Here is an 18,461-nt window from a genome sequence, read left to right on the forward strand (position 1 = left end):
AAATGGAGTGTTATGCAGAAAGAAATTAAGTTAATTAAGTCTTTTGCTGAAAGTTCTAAAAAGTCCCTCCTGAAACTCTACAAGAAAAGTCAGAAGATAGACTGGTCAAAGCTCCTCAGCCGCAAGGAGAGAAGTAGGCTGCTGACCCAGTCCAAACAGTGGCTCCGTTCTAGAAATGGGCTAAGCTGTCTAGGGATCCTGGGGCTCGCAACCATTCTAATGAGCTTTGAAAGTTTTAATCACAGTGCCATGAACTCTTTAGAGAGCCAGAAGCACGCTTTTGCGGTCGAGTCTAAGGGGTTAACTGTCACGGCCAAGAGATACACCTCTAGCGAGAGCAGCGATTATTTAGACCAGAACCTATTAAAACTGGGCTACCAGCCCATCCAGATCACTATTCAAAATAATACAAGCACGACCTACGAGCTTTCCAGGGATGGGATCAGTCTTCCGACTGCCTCTCCAAATAGGGTGGCGCTATCCATTTCAGCCAAGTCGCTTCCGCGTTCAATAGGCCTTAGGGTTGCCAGCATGTTCTTCTGGCCCTTTATGATTCCAAGCACGCTGGACTCGATTGCAACGATGAAGACGCACTATCGAATTCATAAAGACTATACAGCAAAATCTGTGAAGGAGAAGGATGAGGCGATTGCGCCATACTCGGTGTTCCACCGGGTGATCTTCGTTCCCAAGAAGGGGCTGAAAGAGACCCTGACTGTGACTCTCTTGCCCAAAGAGGATAGAGAGAAGGCGATAAGCTATATCAGCTCAATCGTCGAGACCGAGGAGAAGATCCCTCTGGAAAGGCTTACCTAAGGCATCAACATAAGATCAATTATCAGACGTTGTTTGGGGTAAGAGGAAGGGGCTGCCCTGCTTAAAATAAGAAGACCCGGTCAGAAGACCGGGCCAAAAAGTTATCGAACTTCACGTTCTCTAACGTTTGATACAAATTGGAAGCGTATGACCCTTCCGGTTTTTGTATCGTGATCTCCAGGTTTGTGGAAATCTAGATGTTCAGCGTTTTCGGAGACAAAGTTTCGCAATCCTCTTTCACCGAGAATAGCGAGCTCCCTCTTTGCCCAGATCCCTGTTTTTCCCGCATGGGAAACGAGATCGAGAATGAGGTCTAGAACCAAACGGTAGAAGTGATCACCTAAGTCTAAAGTAGAAATTTTTCTACCGACTAATGTGAGCTGATCTCCGCTAAGGATCTCTCCTGGTGCGCCAAGGCCATCTAGCCTGACTTCAACAACATCGGCCACATGCTCGATGTCAATTGATTGTTCCACACTTTCATAACCCAGAGATCGCAGTGTGTTTGCGATTTCTAGTCTGTTCATTTTATTACCTTTTATTATTATATAAAACTCCACGAACAACTAAAATTTTAAGTTGTTAGTATTTAAATTTCAATTACTATCATAAAAATTGCTTGATTAAAATAAAGTCTATTTCTATTTCGATATAACTAAAATTTTAATGATACAAATATAAAATTTTAAATATATGTTTGCTCTGGTATAGGAAGAGAAAAACAGGAGAGCAAAATGATGCTCGTGGCACTGCTTCTTTATGCGCTGATTGGAACAACAGCTGGCCTCTTTGCAGGGCTGCTTGGCATTAGCGGTGGTGTAATCACAGTCCCCTGCCTCTTTTTTATCTTCCGCTTTCTGGATTTTCCTCAGGCTTTTTCAATGCACCTTGCGATCGGAACCTCCTTAGCTGCAATGTTTTTCAATGGAGTATCCTCAACGCTCGCGCACAAGAAGCGAAATGGGGTCGTATGGGAGATCTTTAAAGGGATGCTTCCTGGGATCGTTCTTGGCTCTCTGATAGGAGCTTTTTTCGCCGACCGCTTATCTAGTGTAATCCTCGAGATGATCTTCGGCCTCTTCGCCTGCCTGCTCGGCATCCACTTTCTACGACCTTTCTTCAATCCGAAGGCGCATCAACAAAAGGCTCCTGGAAAGAGTCGCCTAGGCCTCTATGGCCTTTTAATCTCCTTTATTTCGAATATTCTAGGGATTGGAGGGGGGATCATCACCGTACCCACTCTTCTACATCACCAGGTGCCTGAAAAGAAGGCGATCGGCACCTCCGCAGCCACAGGGATGGTTGTGAGCCTCTTCGGGGCCATCTTCTACCTCTATTACGGTCTTGATGCGATCTCCTTCCCCTACAGCGTCGGATATCTCTACTTGCCCGCCTTCATCATTATAAGTGTAACGTCCTCAATTACAGCTATTTATGGCGCATTTCTCACCTCTCGCCTCTCCCCTGCTCATCTAAGGCGCATCTTTGGAATCGCCCTGATAGCGATCGGAATAATTATGCTCTTATTCTAACCTCTTTATCTGCAGCAGTTTGTAATATTTCAGTTTAAAGCTTTTAATTGATAATAATTAATATTTTGTTTATAATTATTATTATAAAGTAATAAAAATTTTAGTTTAGGAGATTATATATGGCATCACTACCTCCACTAGTAGGCCCAAAAGTAGTTCATTTAGAGACAGACTATTCCCAAGGTCTCTTTAGTCCAAAAAAGAAGAGCGAAAAGCTCTCTTGGTACCACGAGATTATTCTAGATGTCCTCATCTGCTTGAGTAATTATGGATCTGCAGGATGGAAAAAATTCTGGTCTGCTGAACTTAAAGACTTTTGCAAAGATAAGAGGATTCTTCAAGACGCCAGAATAGCAACAAAAAAAGTGGCTGCTACTGGAGCAAAGCAGGTGCGCGATTACATTGATGTTCCAGATCGTCTTGTCGTACCAACTTTCCACATTACTAGAAGTGCCGATGAGCCTCGAAAACCATTTTCACCTCGTAGAGAGCTCATGCGATCTCCAAAGGAGTCGACCACTAGAAGATTAGAAGCCTCTCCAGTTCACCTTATCTTTACAGTGATTGATCAAGATCTTACTGACGTAAGTAAAAACCAAGAAGAAGAGATTCTAGCTATTGGTGACGAAGCATATGACGCTTGCCTTGCCTCCGGTGACAAGGACGAGAGTTTTGTAGTCGTGGAAGCAGCAGCAAGCGCAGCTAAAGAAAAGGCGATGAAGGATGCAAGAGATATGATGGGCTTGTCGGGAGTAACACAACCTAAACAGGCACGTAGAAATGTCTTTGCTGATGAGTGCAGAAGATGCGAGAGAGCAATTCTTAACATTCTGCAAAAGTATCCTGATCTTAAAGAATCAGAAATGAGACAGGTATTGAGAAAGACATTTCACCAGTTCAACGATGATCTAATAAATCGATTGATTCGAGGGCTAAAATACGGGCCAGATTGTGAAGGTTTTAAAATATCTGAAGAGATGCCACTTTGGAAAAATGAACGACAGGTGCGAGAACTCTTTGATGCGATAATAGATTCGCAACCGTAAACCAAGTCTCATTTATTATCTTTTTCGTTTGAACGCATCATGCGCGCCCTGTTACTGTGGCGCGCATGTCTTTTTATTTAGGTCGTTTTCATCTTATTCGTCCGCCTCATGAGTTTAGCCAGCAAGAGATCCTTGAGTGGATTGCGCATGAGCATGCGAGTGCGCAGGCTAAGAGTGGTGAAGAGCTGGGTTTTTATGAGGAGATTCGAGAGCGGCTCATGCGCGTTGGAATGGGAAGTGATAAGATACAGAGGCGTGGCACGCTTCTGAAAGAAGTGACAAGCCTGGATTCGGTTCGGGAGATCTACGATCAGAGTGAGAGCGCAGTTGGCGCGGGCCTTCAGAAGCGGATGAGCTTCTTTGAGACAGCGGTGAATCAGCTTTTTGAAGAGTTCTATCCTGAGGGGTGTATAGCTCCTTCTCATCTTATTCACGTCACATGCACGGGGTACGCTTCGCCAAGCGGCGCTCAGCACATTGTTTCCAAACGCGGGTTTGGGGCTGAAACAGTTGTTACTCACGCCTACCACATGGGCTGCTATGCTTCTATTCCCGCCTTGCGTATGGCTACTGGCATGCGTTCTATTGTCGATCTCGTGCATACTGAACTTTGCACGCTTCACATGAATCCCCTTCTTCACGAGACTGAGCAGCTGGTAGTGCAGAGCCTCTTTGCGGATGGATTTATCAAATACTCGGTGTCGCAAGAGCCAGATATTTATAAGATTTTGGGTCTACATGAAGAGATTCTGCCTGAGACTTGCGACCTAATGAGCTGGAGGCTTGAAGATTGGGGGATGCGCATGACGATTGCTAAAGAGGTGCCTGTTGTGCTGAGCCGAGCGCTCCCCTCTTTTATTGAGCGTCTTCAAAAGAGATCCAACTGGAGCGGGAGGTCGGAGAGTCCGCTTCTCTTTGCGATCCATCCAGGCGGCCCAAAAATTATCGACCAGATCCAGAAGATGCTCAAACTCTCCGATGAGCAGGTCTATCACAGTAAAGAGGTTTTAAAAACGATGGGAAATATGTCTTCAGCCACCCTTCCTCACGTCTGGGAGAAGATCGCTTGCGATGAGAACGTTAAACCTGGAAGCGCAGTTTTAAGTCTAGCATTTGGTCCGGGGCTTACAGCCTGCGGGGCTATTTTTGAGAAGGGAGCTCCTCATGTTTGAATACCTTTTTTTATCCCCTTTTTTATCCAAGCAATTGCAATTGGGATTGATGAGGTCTACTTTCATCAGAAGAGAGGGCTCCCAAAGTGGGAGCGCATTGGACACCCGATCGATACGCTGAGCGTAGTTGCCACCCTCCTCTTTACCCTTCTTGTTCCCTTCTCAATGCCGATGGTGAAGATCTATGCTGCACTTGCGATCCTCTCCTGTCTGATGGTGACTAAAGATGAGTTTGTGCATAAACACCACTGTCCGGCAAGCGAGCACTGGCTGCATGCGCTTCTCTTTATTAACCACCCGATCATGCTGGCCTCTGCAGGGCTGATGTGGGCTGCGATGGGTGGAGAGGCGGCTCCGAAGTGGCTGATTGAGCTCCTCCCCTCCCCTTCTCTCCTCTCCTTTTTTCTAACGACGCAGGTGGCTTTTGCTGCATTTTTCATGTTCTATCAAATCATCTACTGGAATTTCATATGGCAGGAGAAGAGATAAACAATAGCTTCTACGAGGCTCTTGGCGAGAGGTGGTATACCGCAAACGACCATCCGATTGCGCTTCTTCGAAAGGAGAATGAGATACGCACGCCCTGGGTTATTAAGACGATTGCTTCGAAGTATCAGGGGCCTTGCAAGATACTGGATATCGGCTGCGGAGCTGGTCTATTGTCTAATCCTCTTGTCCAAGCTGGCCATAAAGTGACGGGAGTCGACCTCTCCCCCATGAGTTTGACTATCGCTAGGGAGCAAGATCTAACCCGCAGTGCAAGTTATATCTTGGCGAGTGCAGAGCAGCTGCCGTTTGCAGATGAGAGCTTTGATGTCGCAATTGCGCTCGACCTTTTGGAGCATGTGGAGAATCCTCTTCTGGTTATTCAAGAGGCAAGGCGCGTATTAAAGCCAGGTGGAAGGTTCTTTTTTCACACTTTCAACCGAAATTTTTTGAGCTGGCTTCTCGTGATTAAAGGGGTTGAGTGGGCTGTTCGAAACACTCCTCCGCGGATGCACGTCTATAACCTCTTTATTAAACCGAAAGAGCTAAGGGAGATGTGTGCAAGCGTGGGAGTAGAGATCGAGGAGATTCACGGTCTTTCTCCTAAACTTCTCTCCCCTGCGCTTCCGCGGATGCTCTTGACTAGAAGAGTGCCCGAAAACTTCAAGTTCCAGTTCACGCGCTCGCTAGTAACCGGCTATATCGGATATGGACAAAGACAATAGGTCTCTTTCTTTGACCGAACGAAGAGAGGTCCCTGGAGTGCGGTGCTCTGCACCGCCCTGATTTCTTTTCGAGCAGAACTGATAAAAATTTAGGGCGGTGCAGAGCACCGCACTCCAGGGATTTCGCTGCGCTCAATCAAAGAAAGAAGGGCGTTAGGGGTGGCGGATTTCGAAGAGTTGTGAGGAGTGTTTGGAAGAGAACTCATCCCAGAGGTTTTCTGGTTTCTCTTCGGCTTGGGCTTCTGTGATGTGATCTTCGATGAGAGAGATGGAGTGTTTTTTTGAAGCATCTAGGGGCTTTTCAAGCTGCTCTTTGACGAAGGCTTTGAGCTTCCGAGCGACGATAAGGTACTCTTTGCACTGCCACTGGCAGACCCGCTCTCCATTGAGCTTACTCCCCTTCTGAATGAGCTGCTGCAGGTGGACGAAAGCTGGATGCTTCTGGCTGGCACAGCACTGGTGGGCGTGAACCGCAGCTAGGCTCCAAGCCTTGGAGCCAGATTTTCTCTCCTGGTCTTCAATGTGGAGTAGGTCGACTGTTACCAGCTGTTTTCTTGAAATTGGTTCTTTCTGTTTGAAGGGTTTGATCTGAGGAAGCCTAAAGAACTTGTGTGTGCGAAAGCTGCTTACTGCCTTTTGCAAAAGAGGCTGCTTCGAGTCGGAGATGAGACCGCGCACCTTTTTTGTTTCCAGCTTCAGCGAGCTATTACTACTCATGTTAAAGAGCCAATCGTAAAAAAATTTACAAGATTTTAACACGATCTTTAAATTCATGCAATTTTTTTAATCGGTGATTGCAAGAAAGATTTTGATGCTCTACTCTCTCCTCTTTATAGGAATTTTACATATAGGAAGAAGATGGCGAAAATCACTTTGAAAGGAAACCCTGTACACACATCGGGCGAGCTTCCTGCACAAGGTAGTGTTGCAGTAGATTTTTTACTTACAGACAGCTCACTTAAAGATCGTTCATTAAAAGAGTTCCAAGGAAAGCGCAAGTTGATCTCTATTGTCCCAAGCCTGGATACACCCGTCTGCTCTCTCTCTACAAAAAAGTTTAATGAGACAGCCAAGAAGCACCCCGAAGTCGTATTTATGGTCGTCTCTGCAGATCTCCCCTTTGCCCAAAAAAGAGCGTGCGAAACAGAAAAAGTTGAGAATGTCCTCACACTGTCTATGATGCGCTCGAAGGATTTTGCAAAAAACTATGGAGTTCTTCTCGTAGACGGCCCGCTAGCAGGCATCACGGCAAGAGCTGTACTTGTTCTAGATGAGAAGAACAAAGTGGTCTACCGAGAGCTTGTTCCTGAAATTGCTCAAGAGCCAGATTACGATAAAGCGATCAAAGCTCTCCTCTCATAGTTTTGCAGAAAAAAACAAAGAGAAGAAAGTAAAAAACAGGATCCGCTTCGCTGGCAGGATCGCTTTAGGTCTTGCTATTGCAAGACAAGAAGCGGCAGGATTCCGGATTTTCTGGCATCCTGCCGGTGCGGCGAGCACCGATCTTGCCAGCGAAGCGGATCCTGTTTTTATTTTATAAATTAAGCTTAGCCTTTTGTGTAGAGAGGATAGTCGGGAGTCCAGATGTTTGCTTGGATGCGGGATTTGAGCTCTGCTGGAGTGATCGAGTTTGCAACTCCTTCGTGAAGCGCAGTTTCGGCAACGCCGAGTGCGATCTCAAAGCAGATTGCGCGCAGACTTTCGAAATCGGGGAAGAGTGCACCTTTGGGATTTTTTAGGATGGGAGCGTGGTCGCTTAAGACGCGCGCTGCCTTCAGAAACATCTTATCGGTCACTTTTCTGGCTTGGCAAGAGACGACGCCCAGCCCAACCCCTGGAAAGATGTAGACGTTGTTACACTGGGCGATGGGATAGCTCTTTCCCTTGTATTCGACGGGTTCAAAGGGGCTTCCTGTAGCGACGATCGCCCTCCCATCGGTCCACTCGATCAGATCTTTGGGATGGGCTTCGCATCTACTGGTGGGATTCGAAAGTGGAAGGATGATTGGTCTAGGGTGTGCCCGAGAGATCGCCTGTACAATCTCCTTGGTGAATGCGCCGGCCTGAGTTGAGACTCCAATTAAGATGGAGGGCTCAGCATTTTCTACCACTTCTAGCAGAGAGATATGGGCGGGATTTTTCACTTTCCACATGCTTATTTTTTCATGCTTCTGCGCAAACATTTTCTGCCCGCTTCTGGCATTTTGCAGTTTGGTATGGATGAGGCCTTCGATGTCGACGAGGTAGAAGTTCTCAAGCGCCTCGCTCTCACTCATCCCCTCTTCTACCATCTCGGCAAGAAGCTCTCTGCAGATGCCAAGACCTGCAGATCCTGCGCCAAGCATCGCAATCTTCTGTGTTTTTAGACTTCTTCCACTTGCGCGTGTTGCAGCCAGCACTGCTGCAAGCACAGTGGAGGCTGTTCCCTGGATATCATCATTAAAAGAAGAGAGCGTGTCGCGGTAGCGTTCTAGGAGAGGATGAGCGTGCTCCCTGCCAAAGTCCTCCCACTGGAGCAGTACTCGCGGGTAGCGCTTTTTAAGGGCCTGTACAAAGCACTCTACAAACTCGTCATACTCTTTCCCCGAGATGCGGTTGTGGCGCCAGCCAAGGTATAGTGGATCTTTAAGGAGATCGGGATTATTGGTTCCTACGTCGAGGTGAACGGGCAGAGTACGCGTCGGTTTGATGCCGCCAAAAACGGTGTAAAGTGCAAGCTTGCCAACGGGGATCGCCATCCCCCCTACTCCAAGATCTCCCAATCCGAGAATTCTCTCTCCATCCGTGACGACGACGATATCAACCTCATCTTCAGGTAGACGCGCGATGATCTCGGGAATTTTATCTTTGAGCGGGTAGGAGACATAGAGACCTCGCCCCTCGTGGTAGAGAACGCTGAAGTGTTGAGAGGCATGGCCTACCGTTGGAGTGTAGATGAGAGGTAGCATCTCACTGATATGCTCGCTAACCAATCTGTAGAAGAGAATCTCATTCCGATTTTGAAGCGAAGTAAGGAAGGTGTAGCGCGAGATCGCATCGGGTTGAGCGCAGAAGTTCTCATAACGCCGCATCACCTGCTCTTGAATCGTGGAGATGTGGTAGGGAATGAGGCCGTGAAGTTTGAGCTCATCTCTCTCTTGCTGAGTGAAGGCGCTCCCCTTATTTAGAAAGGGAGTTGAGAGGATCTGTTCGGGTTCAATAGAGAGAGCTGTTTTTTTCATGCTGATAAAAAAGAGTTGTTACTCTCTTCTTTATCAGCTTACTGAATTTAATTCAGCTTTAGCTGATCTTCGGCGTAGGGCAGCTCAAAGTTTAATATCTGGAAAACGAAGTGATTTGAGGGAGTTCTCTCTTCCAGTATCATATGTAGCGCAAGCTTGATTGCAGCGTTAAGATTAAATTGTCCATCAATGGAGGCCCGTGCTCTTAAAGCGTCTGAGTTGCTTATTCTGTTAAAATACTCTTTCATAAGCGCGCGCTCTTCATAGTTACTGGGACACTTAGGAGTTCTATAGATATTCTGCATGCGCGTTTGTAGAGGTTCACACAATTGAGAGAAGTCTCTAGCGAACTCTCTACGCGATACATCTGTCCATTGCATTGATGCTCTTTTTGTGATCCACTTACTTACAAACTCATTTAACTGAGTAGGGTTCTGGCGCTCCTCTCCTTCTACTAACATCTGATTTTCTGGATTGGAGATCCATTCGATGATAGGTCCACTCTGCTTAACCTCGGGAAGCTCACTCGTTGGAGCAGGCTCTTCGCCCAAAATGCAGGATAGAATGCACCCCAAAGCCGCTTTGAGAAAGTCTATTAAGTAGTTGTAGCAGGCTTCCAAGCAGCTGCAGCAGCAGCTTTCGCACTCGCTACTCATTGAAGTTAGGCAATCGGGTGCGCGAGGTGCGGGATTAGAGCCGCCATTTAACTGAGGCTGAGCTGGTGGAGCTATTGGGGCTCCAGAAGCTCCCCGGATAGGAGGTGTTGACATAAGTAATACCTATATTGATCTCGTCTATAATATCAAAAATTATAAGAGAGATCAACTGCACAATTAATTATATAATATTTAAATATTTAGTTTTATTTTTCGCCTGTTAAGACTTCAAGGAAATATTTAATATCAGCGTCAGAAGGAGGGTTTTCGCGCATTTGAATTTCAAAAGCCGTTCCTAATTTTCCGAGAGATCTCCCTGGAGTTCCGCTTTGCGCGGCAAGCTCATCGGCCTGTGTTTTTACCTTGCCTTTCCAGCGGTTAAGGGTTAGCTCTTGTTCTATCTGTAACTGGATATGTGGGGGTAATTTTCTAAAATCTGCTAGATACTCGCTCCCCTCTTCATACATCGACCAGTTCTCTCGATGCACGCTCCACTTATCAATAAACTCTTTTAGATTCATGGTCTGAGCTGTGTTAGTAGAAACACCTGCTGTTTGAATTGGAGTGATAGTCTCCGAGTCGTCCTCTACTTCTACTTCGAGCTGCTTTCTTTCTTGCTCAACTACTTTTGCAGGTGCTTTCCTCTCTTCACTGTTACCACCTGTGGCTGATGGGGCCTTGGGCATCGCAATTGGCATCGGGATTCTGACTGCAGGCTCTGGCAGGGCAGCAGCTGCTGCTGCCGCTGCAACCTTCGGTTTCTCGATTCTAACTGCAGGTTCAGGAAGAGGCTCAGTTAAAACTGGTGAAGTGGTGGCAGGTGGTGAATCAAATGCGGCCGGTGGCTGTTCTCCAAAACCGAAAAGGCTAAGAAACCAGTTAAAGATCGCGGCAAAAAAGCTCGCAATTGAATCCCAAAAGCCCGGGGAGGAGGGTTCGCTTCCAGAAGCATCTAGTGCGGCAGAACCTAGGCTATCTCTCACCGCGGGAAGCCCCTCTGCACCACTCGGTTTTGAGGGCCCAGCTGGACCTTGTTGCGACGTAGGATTTTGAAGGACTTTGCCATTCATCGGTCGTGGTTGTTGTGTCATATTATAGCCCTTTTTCTTTAATCGGATCCCGTTCCATGAGTCTAATCACCGTAATGCCCCAGGCGATAAAGAGGAGCAGCACTCCCCAACTAATACAACTGAGAAGCGAAGTGCCTGCGGCAAATTGTAAAAATAGGATGAGAAAGGAGGCGAAGGCCTTCGCAGAGCGGTAAGCGAAGATATCGATAAATGCCTTTGCTCTAAACTTCTCATCGGTTTTAAGAGGGATGTAGAGCATCTCTTTGATGATATTAAAAAGAGAGAAATCGAAAGATTTAATGGTCACGTAGGAGAAGGAGATCACGCCGAAGGCGGGTGTGATGAGGAACGCTGCAGCATTAAGGCAGAGGAGCGCGGGAATGGCGAAGTGGCTGAGGCGCATTCCAAGGAATTGAACGAGGAGATAAGAGCCGACAAATTGTAGGCCTATCGTGATGAGGTTGACGATGCTTAAGATACGCCCCGTATACTCGGTGCGTAGGTCCTTGCCCAAGATGTTCTGTTCAAGTGTTGAGTTGAACTGAAAGTCGATGAGCGTAGATGACATCTGCATGAAGATGACAATAAGAAGAATAAAGAGCAGAAAGGGAGAGCTTCGGATGTTTCTGACAGCTTCAAATGCGTCTTTTACGGGCATCTCTTTCTGGATCTCTCCGCTGATTGAGCTGCGCTTTAAAAACTGCATGAAGAAGTAGAAGAGGAGCGCGTAGATCGGCAGAGAGAAGAAGAGGAGGTTTTCTGAGCCGAACTTCACTGCCAAGAAGCCGGGAACGAGGCTTCCTAAAGCCCCTCCAATTCCGCCGATTCCGAAGATAATCCCGTACAGATACTTGGCTCTTTTTGTATCGATCGTTGAGTGAATAACCGACCAGAGCTGCTGGAACATCAGAAGGATGTAGATCTCTTTCCAGATGTAGAAGATGAAAGGAAGGATTGAGATCTTTTTAATAAAGAGTGCGCAGAAGAGGTTGCCGCCGCCAATAATGAGCGCGATAATGAGAAACATCTTGAGGCAGCCAAAACGCGGCAAAAAGCGGCTGTAGAGGTAGACAACGAGAAGATTCAAGGGAACAGTTGCCAGCCAGGCGTAGGGGAAGAAGCTGGAGCCGTAAGAAAAAATGAAGAGCGAGTTGCTAACAGGACGTATGATCGCGTAGTCAGCAGCAATGAGGAAGCTGCAGAGCATGGCGCTCATGATGAATAGGAGCTCTCTGCCTGAAAAACTGCTAATTTCTTTTTTTAGGGCTTGAAACATGGAGCGAGTATAGCTGATTAGAAAAAAATGCTCTAAAGCATTTCTAACAACCTGCAAAATTTTTCTTCATGCTCAGGTGAGATATAGAGCCAATTCGCTGCTCCTAAGGGAATTACAATTTCGGAGCAGTTTTCTGCAGAGGTGATCGTCTGCTTTGCTGTGAGCACGGGAAAGGTGAGCCGGTAGGGCTGGGCCTTCTTTTTTGAGAGCTCCCACACCACGGCCTCATCAGGGACGTTAACTTCTTTTTTGATCTTTTGAAGATCGGTCTCGGTAATTGTATCCGGGATTTTTACAGCGCGGAAGCGCTCGCTTCGCTGTGAAAGCCTTTTGGCATCCTGGTGTCCTGCAGCTGCTGGATCATCGGCTGCCTTGCGTAGAGCGGTGAGAATCTCATTTTCTGTGAGGGATAGGTAGCTCTGAAGGTCTTGAAAAAGCCCCTGCTGGGCTGCGATCGCCTTCATAAATCCGGAGAGGTGGAACGAGTAGGCCTTTACTGAAGAGTACTGATAGACCCGCTTGTGCATGAAGTGGCGAGCAAGCAGGAGCGCTTCGCAAGCTTCGATTCCATTCTCTTCGATGCCAAGCTCTAAAGAGTTTTTTGAAGGAACGATGCAGAGCATCTCAATTAACTGATGGTAGTCAAAGAGGCCGTAAGAGACTCCTGTGCACTGGGCATCTCGGAGAAGATAGTCGATGCGATCGGCTCCGAAGAAGTCGCCTGTAATGACTTGGCAGAGGACGCGCTCCCAGGGAGAGAACTCTACCTTCGTTGAAGAGAAGGTTGCGAGTTTCTCTTCTCCGATAGACATTTTAAGCAGATCGCTTGTGCTGTCGCGATCGGGATAGGCCTTCTGCAACTGCTCAAAGATGGGCTCAAGGGCAGGACTGCGGATGATCTGTAAGGTCCACCCTTCGTGCCCCTCTTTTCCGAGCAGCGCCTTTTCGGCAACATGGGAAAATGGCAGGTGTCCGAGATCGTGGCAGAGAGCTGCAAGACGGATGATCTGACGCCAGTAGGCTAGATCCTCCTTCTTCCAAGAGAAGGTCTCTTTGGAGGTGATGCGGTCGAAGATGCGGCTCGCGAGCTCCATGACGCCAAGCGAGTGCTCAAAGCGCGTGTGGTTAGCTCCAGGGTAGACGAGGTAGGCGATACCCAGCTGGTGTAGGTAGTGGAGCCTTTGAAATGGGGCCGAGTCGATTAGATCGCGTTCTAGATCATTAAAATGAATAAAACCATGAACGGGGTCGTAGATCTTTCTATTCGGTTTCATTTTCATCATTAGACATCTTGCGTAATCTCATTTATTAGAAATGGCGGGTCTCTGGACGAGGTTTGCTCTCCTGCATGTAGGTTGAGGTGACCTCGACGAACTCCGCCTTTCTCTGCAGTTCTTTAAGGTTTCTCGCGCCGCCATAGGTCATGCCGCTGCGCAGGCCTCCAAGAAGGTCGCGGATGAGCTGCTTCGCACTTCCCGTCACGGGAGCCCAGAAATCGATGCCCTCGGCTACTGTCTTGTCTTTGAGACCGCCATAAAAGTCGTTCTGGAAATCGGCACTCGCCTGTCCCCGGAACTTCGCTTCGCTTCCTGTGGGAGATTTATCCGACTTTCTCTTTGATGCTGCACTCTCCTCAGTCAGGGCGAATAGTTTTCCAATCATGACGGTGCTAGCTCCAGCTGCTAAGGCTAGAACGAGATCGCGGCTAGTGCGGATGCCGCCGTCTGCAATAAGAGGCACTCTGAGTTTTTCTGCGATCTGTGCGCAGTCATAGATTGCTGTAAATTGAGGAACGCCGAAACCGGTGACCATGCGCGTTGTGCAGGCAGCGCCAGGGCCCACGCCCACTTTAACTGCATCTGCGCCCGCGTTCACCAGGTCGTGGTAGGCCATCGCTGTGCAGACGTTGCCCGCGATGATCTCTTTGTCGGGATGGGTCCGCTTGAGCTCATGAATAAATTCAAACATACGGTCTGAATGGCCGTGGGCAACGTCGATACAGACACCAGCAGCTCCGAGATCTAGGAGTTTTCGCGTCTCATCCAGCTTCTGAATTCCACATGAGATAAAGGTGTTCTCTCCATACTTTTTTACCCACTTCTTCTGGATCTCGAAATCGGTAAAGCGGTGAAAGATGGGCAGACTCCCCTCTTCAATTAATAGATCTGCGAGATTTTCACTAATCGCAGTATCCATATTGGCGCAGATCAGGGGGATCTGAATTTTTCGATTCTTGGTGAGCCAGGTCTCTAGCACAGGTTCGGTTCTGGATGGGACGTTGTTAAACTGAGGTACTAGTGCAATATCGTCAAAAGTATAGGCTTTAGGGAAGGAGAAGACATTTTTCATAGTTTTTCTTGAATTTGGACTTTTAGGCCAAGAGTATCAATTTTAACATAGATATGCTAGAGTGATTTATATGATCAGCGTAACAATTCTTGTCAAAAATGGCGAAGCGACACTCCAGAAGACTCTGGAGTCGCTCTCGAGCTTTCCTGAAGTTCTTCTTTATGATTCTGGATCTACCGATAGCACACTTGAAATTGCTAAAAATTTTTCCAATGTGCGTATTCATAACGGCGAGTTCATCGGATTTGGACCAACGCACAATGTTGCATCGAATCTCGCCTCTTATGATTGGATCCTCTCTATCGACAGCGACGAGCAGGTTACGCCCGAGCTCTCAGCCGAAATTCTCTCTTCAAAGCTGGATCCAATCCACGTCTATGAAATTCGGCGTCACAACTTTTTCTCAGGTAAGCGCATCAAAGGGTGCAGCGGCTGGGATCCAGACTATGTAGTCCGTTTGTATAATCGAAAGCAGACCTCTTTTGATAATGCTCAAGTTCATGAGAAGGTCATGCACGCAGATTTAAAAAAGATAACTCTAAAAAACCCACTTCTTCACTTCCCTTATTTGCAGATTGGCGATTTTCTCACAAAGATGCAGAGCTACTCCTCTCTCTTTGCAATTCAGCACAAAAACAGTAAACGCGCGAGCTTCGGATCTGCTCTTGCGCACAGCTGGTGGGCCTTTGTAAAGAGCTACATCTTTAAGCGCGGCTTTCTTGCCGGACGCGAAGGTCTCATCATCTCCCTCTACAACGCACACACCACCCTCTACAAATACCTCAAGCTCGCCGAAGCCCAACAAAAAGCCCGCTGCGGTAGAGATTTTTCTAACGAAAAATCCTTATAATTTTTTAAGTATGCTTTACTTGTAGGTAAGATAGACATGTCGGATGGTGTGCGCTCCGCCACACCTCCCGCGACCACCTTGCGCTTCACCTCGCTTTGCCAAACCGTGTGCTCGAAAACAGAGTGGGCCACTGCCCTACCCTGTACGCCTGGCCGGCTTTTCTGTGCTACGGTTTTGCTGTGCGATCTGAAGCGATCGGCTGCCCCTAGGCGCTCATTCCCCGCTGGACTAACGTCTCGAGTTGCGGGGCCCCTTTCGCGTCCAGTCGCAGTTGTAGATAAAGAGAGGGAAGAGAAGATCGGGCGCGGGCACGCACACGGGCACGTTCACGAAAGAGAGGCAAAGAGAAGAGCGGGTCCGATTCTTCTCTCCCGTCTTTCTTTCGTGAACGTGCCCGTGTGCGTGCCCGTGCCCGATCCCCTTCTTTCGCATGAAGCGCAAGGGGTCGCTGGGGGGCTTCGAGAGAAGGCCGAAGGCCTATCTCCTAGGCAACCCGACATGTCTCTCTTGCCGCTTTACATTTAAATATACTCATTCCTATTAAGAAGGAATTTTTATGACGGTATGTTTCGACTAAAAAAGTTCTTTGCAGTATGGTGAAGCGCACTAAATTATTTCGTGTAGGTTCTCATGGATGTCGAAATTCTTTCGCGGATTCAGTTTGCATTCACACTCACCTTTCACTACATCTACCCGCCTTTAAGCATCGGACTTTCGATTGCCATGATCATGATGGAGGGAATGTATCTTAAGACGAAAGATCCGATCTGGGAGAAGCTCACGAAGTTCTGGCTAAAGGTATTTGCTCTCACTTTCGCGCTTGGAGTTGGAACTGGCATTCCCCTTCAATTTTCTCTTGGAACAAACTGGGCACGCTACTCGCGTTTCGTAGGTGATGTATTTGGCAGCGTGATCGGAGCAGAGGGCTTCTTCGCTTTTCTAGTCGAAGCGGGCTTTTTGGGAATCCTTCTATTCGGATGGAATCGTGTAAAACCCAAAGTCCACTTTTTTTCAACCATCATGGTAGCGCTTGGCGCACACTTTAGCGCGATCTGGATCGTAAGTGCCAATTCCTGGATGCATACGCCAGCAGGTTATCGGCTAGTCACACAGCCAGATGGCGTCACAGTGGCCGAGGTAACAAACTGGTGGGAGATGTTTCTGAACCCGTCCAACATGAGCCACATTACACACGTTCTTCTTGGCTGCTGGATGACAGGCGGCCTCCTCGTCTTGAGCGTCTCTGCTTACTACCTGATGAAAAAGCAGTATATCGATTTTGCTCGAAAAGGAATGAAAGTTGCGATTGTAATTACTTTTATTTCGACAATACTACAACTCATCTCTGCAGACCACCTTGCTGAAAAAGTATCGAAACATAACCCAGAAAAATTTGCCGCTTTAGAAGGCGTATTTGAAACAAAACCCTACACACCCGCATATCTATTTGGCTGGGTGGACATGGAAAATGAGAAGGTTCACGGCTTTGGAGTTCCTGGACTGCTTAGCTTTATGACCTACCGTGACTTCGAAAAGCCGGTGCCGGGATTACAAGAGTTTCCAAAAGATCAGTGGTGTAATGTCCCAGTTGTCTTTCAGATGTACCATCTAATGATCATCATGTGGGTGCTCATGTTCTTGGCTGGAATCACAGGCGTCTATATGTGGTGGAAGAATCGCTGGATGATGAATAAATTCGTGATGCGCTTTCTCGTCTTCTCAGTTCTCTTTCCGCAGATAGCTAATATTTCTGGTTGGTTTACCGCTTGTATGGGGCGTCAACCCTGGACAGTGTATAAGCTGCTGAAGACAAAAGACGCCTTTTCTGCTGCAATTACCAAAGGACAGATGATCGGATCTCTCACGATGTTCGTCTTCCTCTACCTCCTCTTTTTTTTCCTGTTTCTATACTTGTTGGACCAGAAGGTTCGCCATGGTCCCAACGTAGAAGAAGAGCAGATGCCCTACCGCGATCCATTTAAAACCGACAAGGAGTAAGATATGTTTAGCCTGGAAGTTCTACAGTACATCATCTACTTTGTCTTTATCGGAGCGGTCATAGCCTACGCAACTCTCGATGGCTTCGACCTTGGAGTGGGCTCTCTTCACCTCTTTGCCCGTACAGACCAGGAGCGCAGGTTGATGTTAAATGCAATCGGCCCAGTTTGGGATGGAAATGCGACATGGATTGTGATTGGCGGCGGCGTTCTATTTGCTGGATTTCCAAAGATCTTCTCCACAATTATGCCGCCGCTTTATACACCTGTCATGCTGCTTATTTTTGCTTTTATGCTGCGCGGAGCCGCAGTGGAATTTAGAAGCAAACAGAAGGCTCCTGGTTGGAGACGCGCCTGGGACTTCTGCTTCTTTTTTGCATCTATTCTCCTAGCGCTCGTGTTCGGTCTCATGATTGGAAACTTGATCGATGGATTGCCTCTGGATGCTCAGGGAAATATTGTTGGAGGCACATTCGGTCTTGTTAGACCCTACCCTGTTCTTGTGATGCTCTTCGCTCTTTCCCTCTTTATGATGCATGGAAGCGTCTATCTATTAATGAAAACTGAGGGCGCGTTTTACAACCGCATTAGAGTCTGGGTAAAGCGTCTGATTGTAATTTTTCTGGTTTTTTGGGCTGCTGTCACTGCAGCTACATTTGTCTATGTTCCCCATATGACCAAACCGATTATCGAAAGGCCGCTTCTCGGAATCTTCGCGCTCCTCAGTTTTGCTTCGATCTGCGCGATTCCGCACTTCGTAAAGAAGAGATTCGACGGCTGGGCTTTTATCGCCTCATGTCTCTCTATCTGTCTGCTACTTACGCTCTTTGTGATCGGTACTTTTCCCTATATCGTCTACTCAACTATCGATCCAGCGGTCAACTCTCTTACCCTGTTTAATGGCTCTGCCTCTAAGCTCGCGCTTACGGTGCTTACCATTGTTGCCCTTGCTGGCTTCCCCCTCACCTTCTTCTACTTCTCCTACCTCTACCGCGTCTTCCACGGCAAGGTCCGCCTCGACCACATGAGCTACTAAAGAGGCGCTCGGAGGAAGAGGGGCCTTCGGCCCGGCCCGCTGGGAAGCTTGGACAAAAATGGACGAGAATGGACAGGAAACGGACAAAAAAAGGACACGCGCCAAAGAAAGAGACTCTCTTTTCTCTCTTTCTTGCCCGCTTGTCCATTTACTGTCCGTTCTCGTCCGTTTCCTGTCCATTTTAGTCCATGCTTCCCGCGGGCCAGGCCGAAGGCCTCCTCCTCTTCTG

18 protein-coding genes are annotated in these 18,461 nt (G+C 47.7%); 10 read left to right on the plus strand and 8 right to left on the minus strand.

The genetic code is table 11. The features are described 5' to 3' along the window. Window positions 1-12 precede the first annotated feature (12 nt). Entirely contained in the window at window positions 13-816 is an 804-nt protein-coding gene (locus HYX48_04935) for a hypothetical protein (protein ID MBI2743245.1), read from the plus strand. Between the two features lie 101 nt (window positions 817-917). Here the strand turns inward: HYX48_04935 and HYX48_04940 are convergent, their stop codons facing one another. Continuing rightward, window positions 918-1,343, minus strand: a complete 426-nt coding sequence (locus HYX48_04940) for a hypothetical protein (GenBank protein ID MBI2743246.1) — start codon at window positions 1,341-1,343, stop codon at window positions 918-920. Between the two features lie 207 nt (window positions 1,344-1,550). Here HYX48_04940 and HYX48_04945 point away from each other — a divergent pair, with 207 nt between their 5' ends. The 5 genes from HYX48_04945 to ubiG all read left to right on the plus strand — a co-directional run bounded on the left by HYX48_04945 (window position 1,551) and on the right by ubiG (window position 5,777). After that, complete coding sequence (locus tag HYX48_04945) at window positions 1,551-2,348, plus strand: sulfite exporter TauE/SafE family protein (GenBank protein MBI2743247.1); 798 nt, start codon at window positions 1,551-1,553, stop codon at window positions 2,346-2,348. 119 nt (window positions 2,349-2,467) lie between these two features. Next, window positions 2,468-3,394 (plus strand): hypothetical protein, encoded by a 927-nt coding sequence (locus HYX48_04950; protein ID MBI2743248.1) that lies wholly within the window; start codon window positions 2,468-2,470, stop codon window positions 3,392-3,394. A gap of 65 nt (window positions 3,395-3,459) precedes the next feature. Next, entirely contained in the window at window positions 3,460-4,566 is a 1,107-nt protein-coding gene (locus HYX48_04955) for a naringenin-chalcone synthase (GenBank protein MBI2743249.1), read from the plus strand. 165 nt (window positions 4,567-4,731) lie between these two features. Next, complete coding sequence (locus tag HYX48_04960) at window positions 4,732-5,055, plus strand: hypothetical protein (protein MBI2743250.1); 324 nt, start codon at window positions 4,732-4,734, stop codon at window positions 5,053-5,055. After that, a complete protein-coding gene (gene ubiG / locus HYX48_04965; protein ID MBI2743251.1) occupies window positions 5,037-5,777 on the plus strand; it encodes a 3-demethylubiquinone-9 3-O-methyltransferase in 741 nt (246 codons plus the stop codon). Before HYX48_04960 ends, ubiG begins: the two co-directional genes overlap by 19 nt. A gap of 153 nt (window positions 5,778-5,930) precedes the next feature. Here ubiG and HYX48_04970 read toward each other — a convergent pair whose 3' ends face one another. Then, a complete protein-coding gene (locus HYX48_04970; protein MBI2743252.1) occupies window positions 5,931-6,494 on the minus strand; it encodes a hypothetical protein in 564 nt (187 codons plus the stop codon). Window positions 6,495-6,635: 141 nt separating this feature from the next. Between HYX48_04970 and tpx the strand changes: the two genes are divergently transcribed. After that, window positions 6,636-7,139 carry a thiol peroxidase gene (gene tpx, locus HYX48_04975; protein ID MBI2743253.1) on the plus strand — a complete coding sequence of 168 codons (504 nt, stop codon included), beginning with the start codon at window positions 6,636-6,638 and terminating at the stop codon, window positions 7,137-7,139. A 185-nt stretch (window positions 7,140-7,324) separates the two neighbouring features. Here the strand turns inward: tpx and HYX48_04980 are convergent, their stop codons facing one another. The 6 genes from HYX48_04980 to HYX48_05005 form a co-directional block, all read right to left on the minus strand. Further along, a complete protein-coding gene (locus tag HYX48_04980) occupies window positions 7,325-8,998 on the minus strand; it encodes an NAD-dependent malic enzyme (protein ID MBI2743254.1) in 1,674 nt (557 codons plus the stop codon). 47 nt (window positions 8,999-9,045) lie between these two features. Then, a complete protein-coding gene (locus HYX48_04985) occupies window positions 9,046-9,768 on the minus strand; it encodes a hypothetical protein (GenBank protein ID MBI2743255.1) in 723 nt (240 codons plus the stop codon). Between the two features lie 92 nt (window positions 9,769-9,860). After that, window positions 9,861-10,745 carry a hypothetical protein gene (locus HYX48_04990; protein ID MBI2743256.1) on the minus strand — a complete coding sequence of 295 codons (885 nt, stop codon included), beginning with the start codon at window positions 10,743-10,745 and terminating at the stop codon, window positions 9,861-9,863. Between the two features lies 1 nt (window position 10,746). After that, complete coding sequence (locus HYX48_04995) at window positions 10,747-12,000, minus strand: hypothetical protein (GenBank protein ID MBI2743257.1); 1,254 nt, start codon at window positions 11,998-12,000, stop codon at window positions 10,747-10,749. 32 nt (window positions 12,001-12,032) lie between these two features. Beyond that, window positions 12,033-13,274 (minus strand): HD domain-containing protein, encoded by a 1,242-nt coding sequence (locus HYX48_05000; protein MBI2743258.1) that lies wholly within the window; start codon window positions 13,272-13,274, stop codon window positions 12,033-12,035. Window positions 13,275-13,308: 34 nt separating this feature from the next. Next, window positions 13,309-14,349 carry a guanosine monophosphate reductase gene (locus HYX48_05005; GenBank protein ID MBI2743259.1) on the minus strand — a complete coding sequence of 347 codons (1,041 nt, stop codon included), beginning with the start codon at window positions 14,347-14,349 and terminating at the stop codon, window positions 13,309-13,311. Between the two features lie 70 nt (window positions 14,350-14,419). Between HYX48_05005 and HYX48_05010 the strand changes: the two genes are divergently transcribed. The 3 genes from HYX48_05010 to cydB all read left to right on the plus strand — a co-directional run bounded on the left by HYX48_05010 (window position 14,420) and on the right by cydB (window position 18,232). Further along, window positions 14,420-15,199 (plus strand): glycosyltransferase family 2 protein, encoded by a 780-nt coding sequence (locus HYX48_05010; GenBank protein ID MBI2743260.1) that lies wholly within the window; start codon window positions 14,420-14,422, stop codon window positions 15,197-15,199. Window positions 15,200-15,829: 630 nt separating this feature from the next. Further along, window positions 15,830-17,197 carry a cytochrome ubiquinol oxidase subunit I gene (locus HYX48_05015; GenBank protein MBI2743261.1) on the plus strand — a complete coding sequence of 456 codons (1,368 nt, stop codon included), beginning with the start codon at window positions 15,830-15,832 and terminating at the stop codon, window positions 17,195-17,197. Between the two features lie 3 nt (window positions 17,198-17,200). Beyond that, complete coding sequence (gene cydB / locus HYX48_05020; protein MBI2743262.1) at window positions 17,201-18,232, plus strand: cytochrome d ubiquinol oxidase subunit II; 1,032 nt, start codon at window positions 17,201-17,203, stop codon at window positions 18,230-18,232. Window positions 18,233-18,461: the final 229 nt, after the last annotated feature.

This window comes from Chlamydiales bacterium, assembly GCA_016185065.1.
In the GTDB taxonomy this organism is placed as follows: Bacteria; Chlamydiota; Chlamydiia; order Chlamydiales; family Rhabdochlamydiaceae.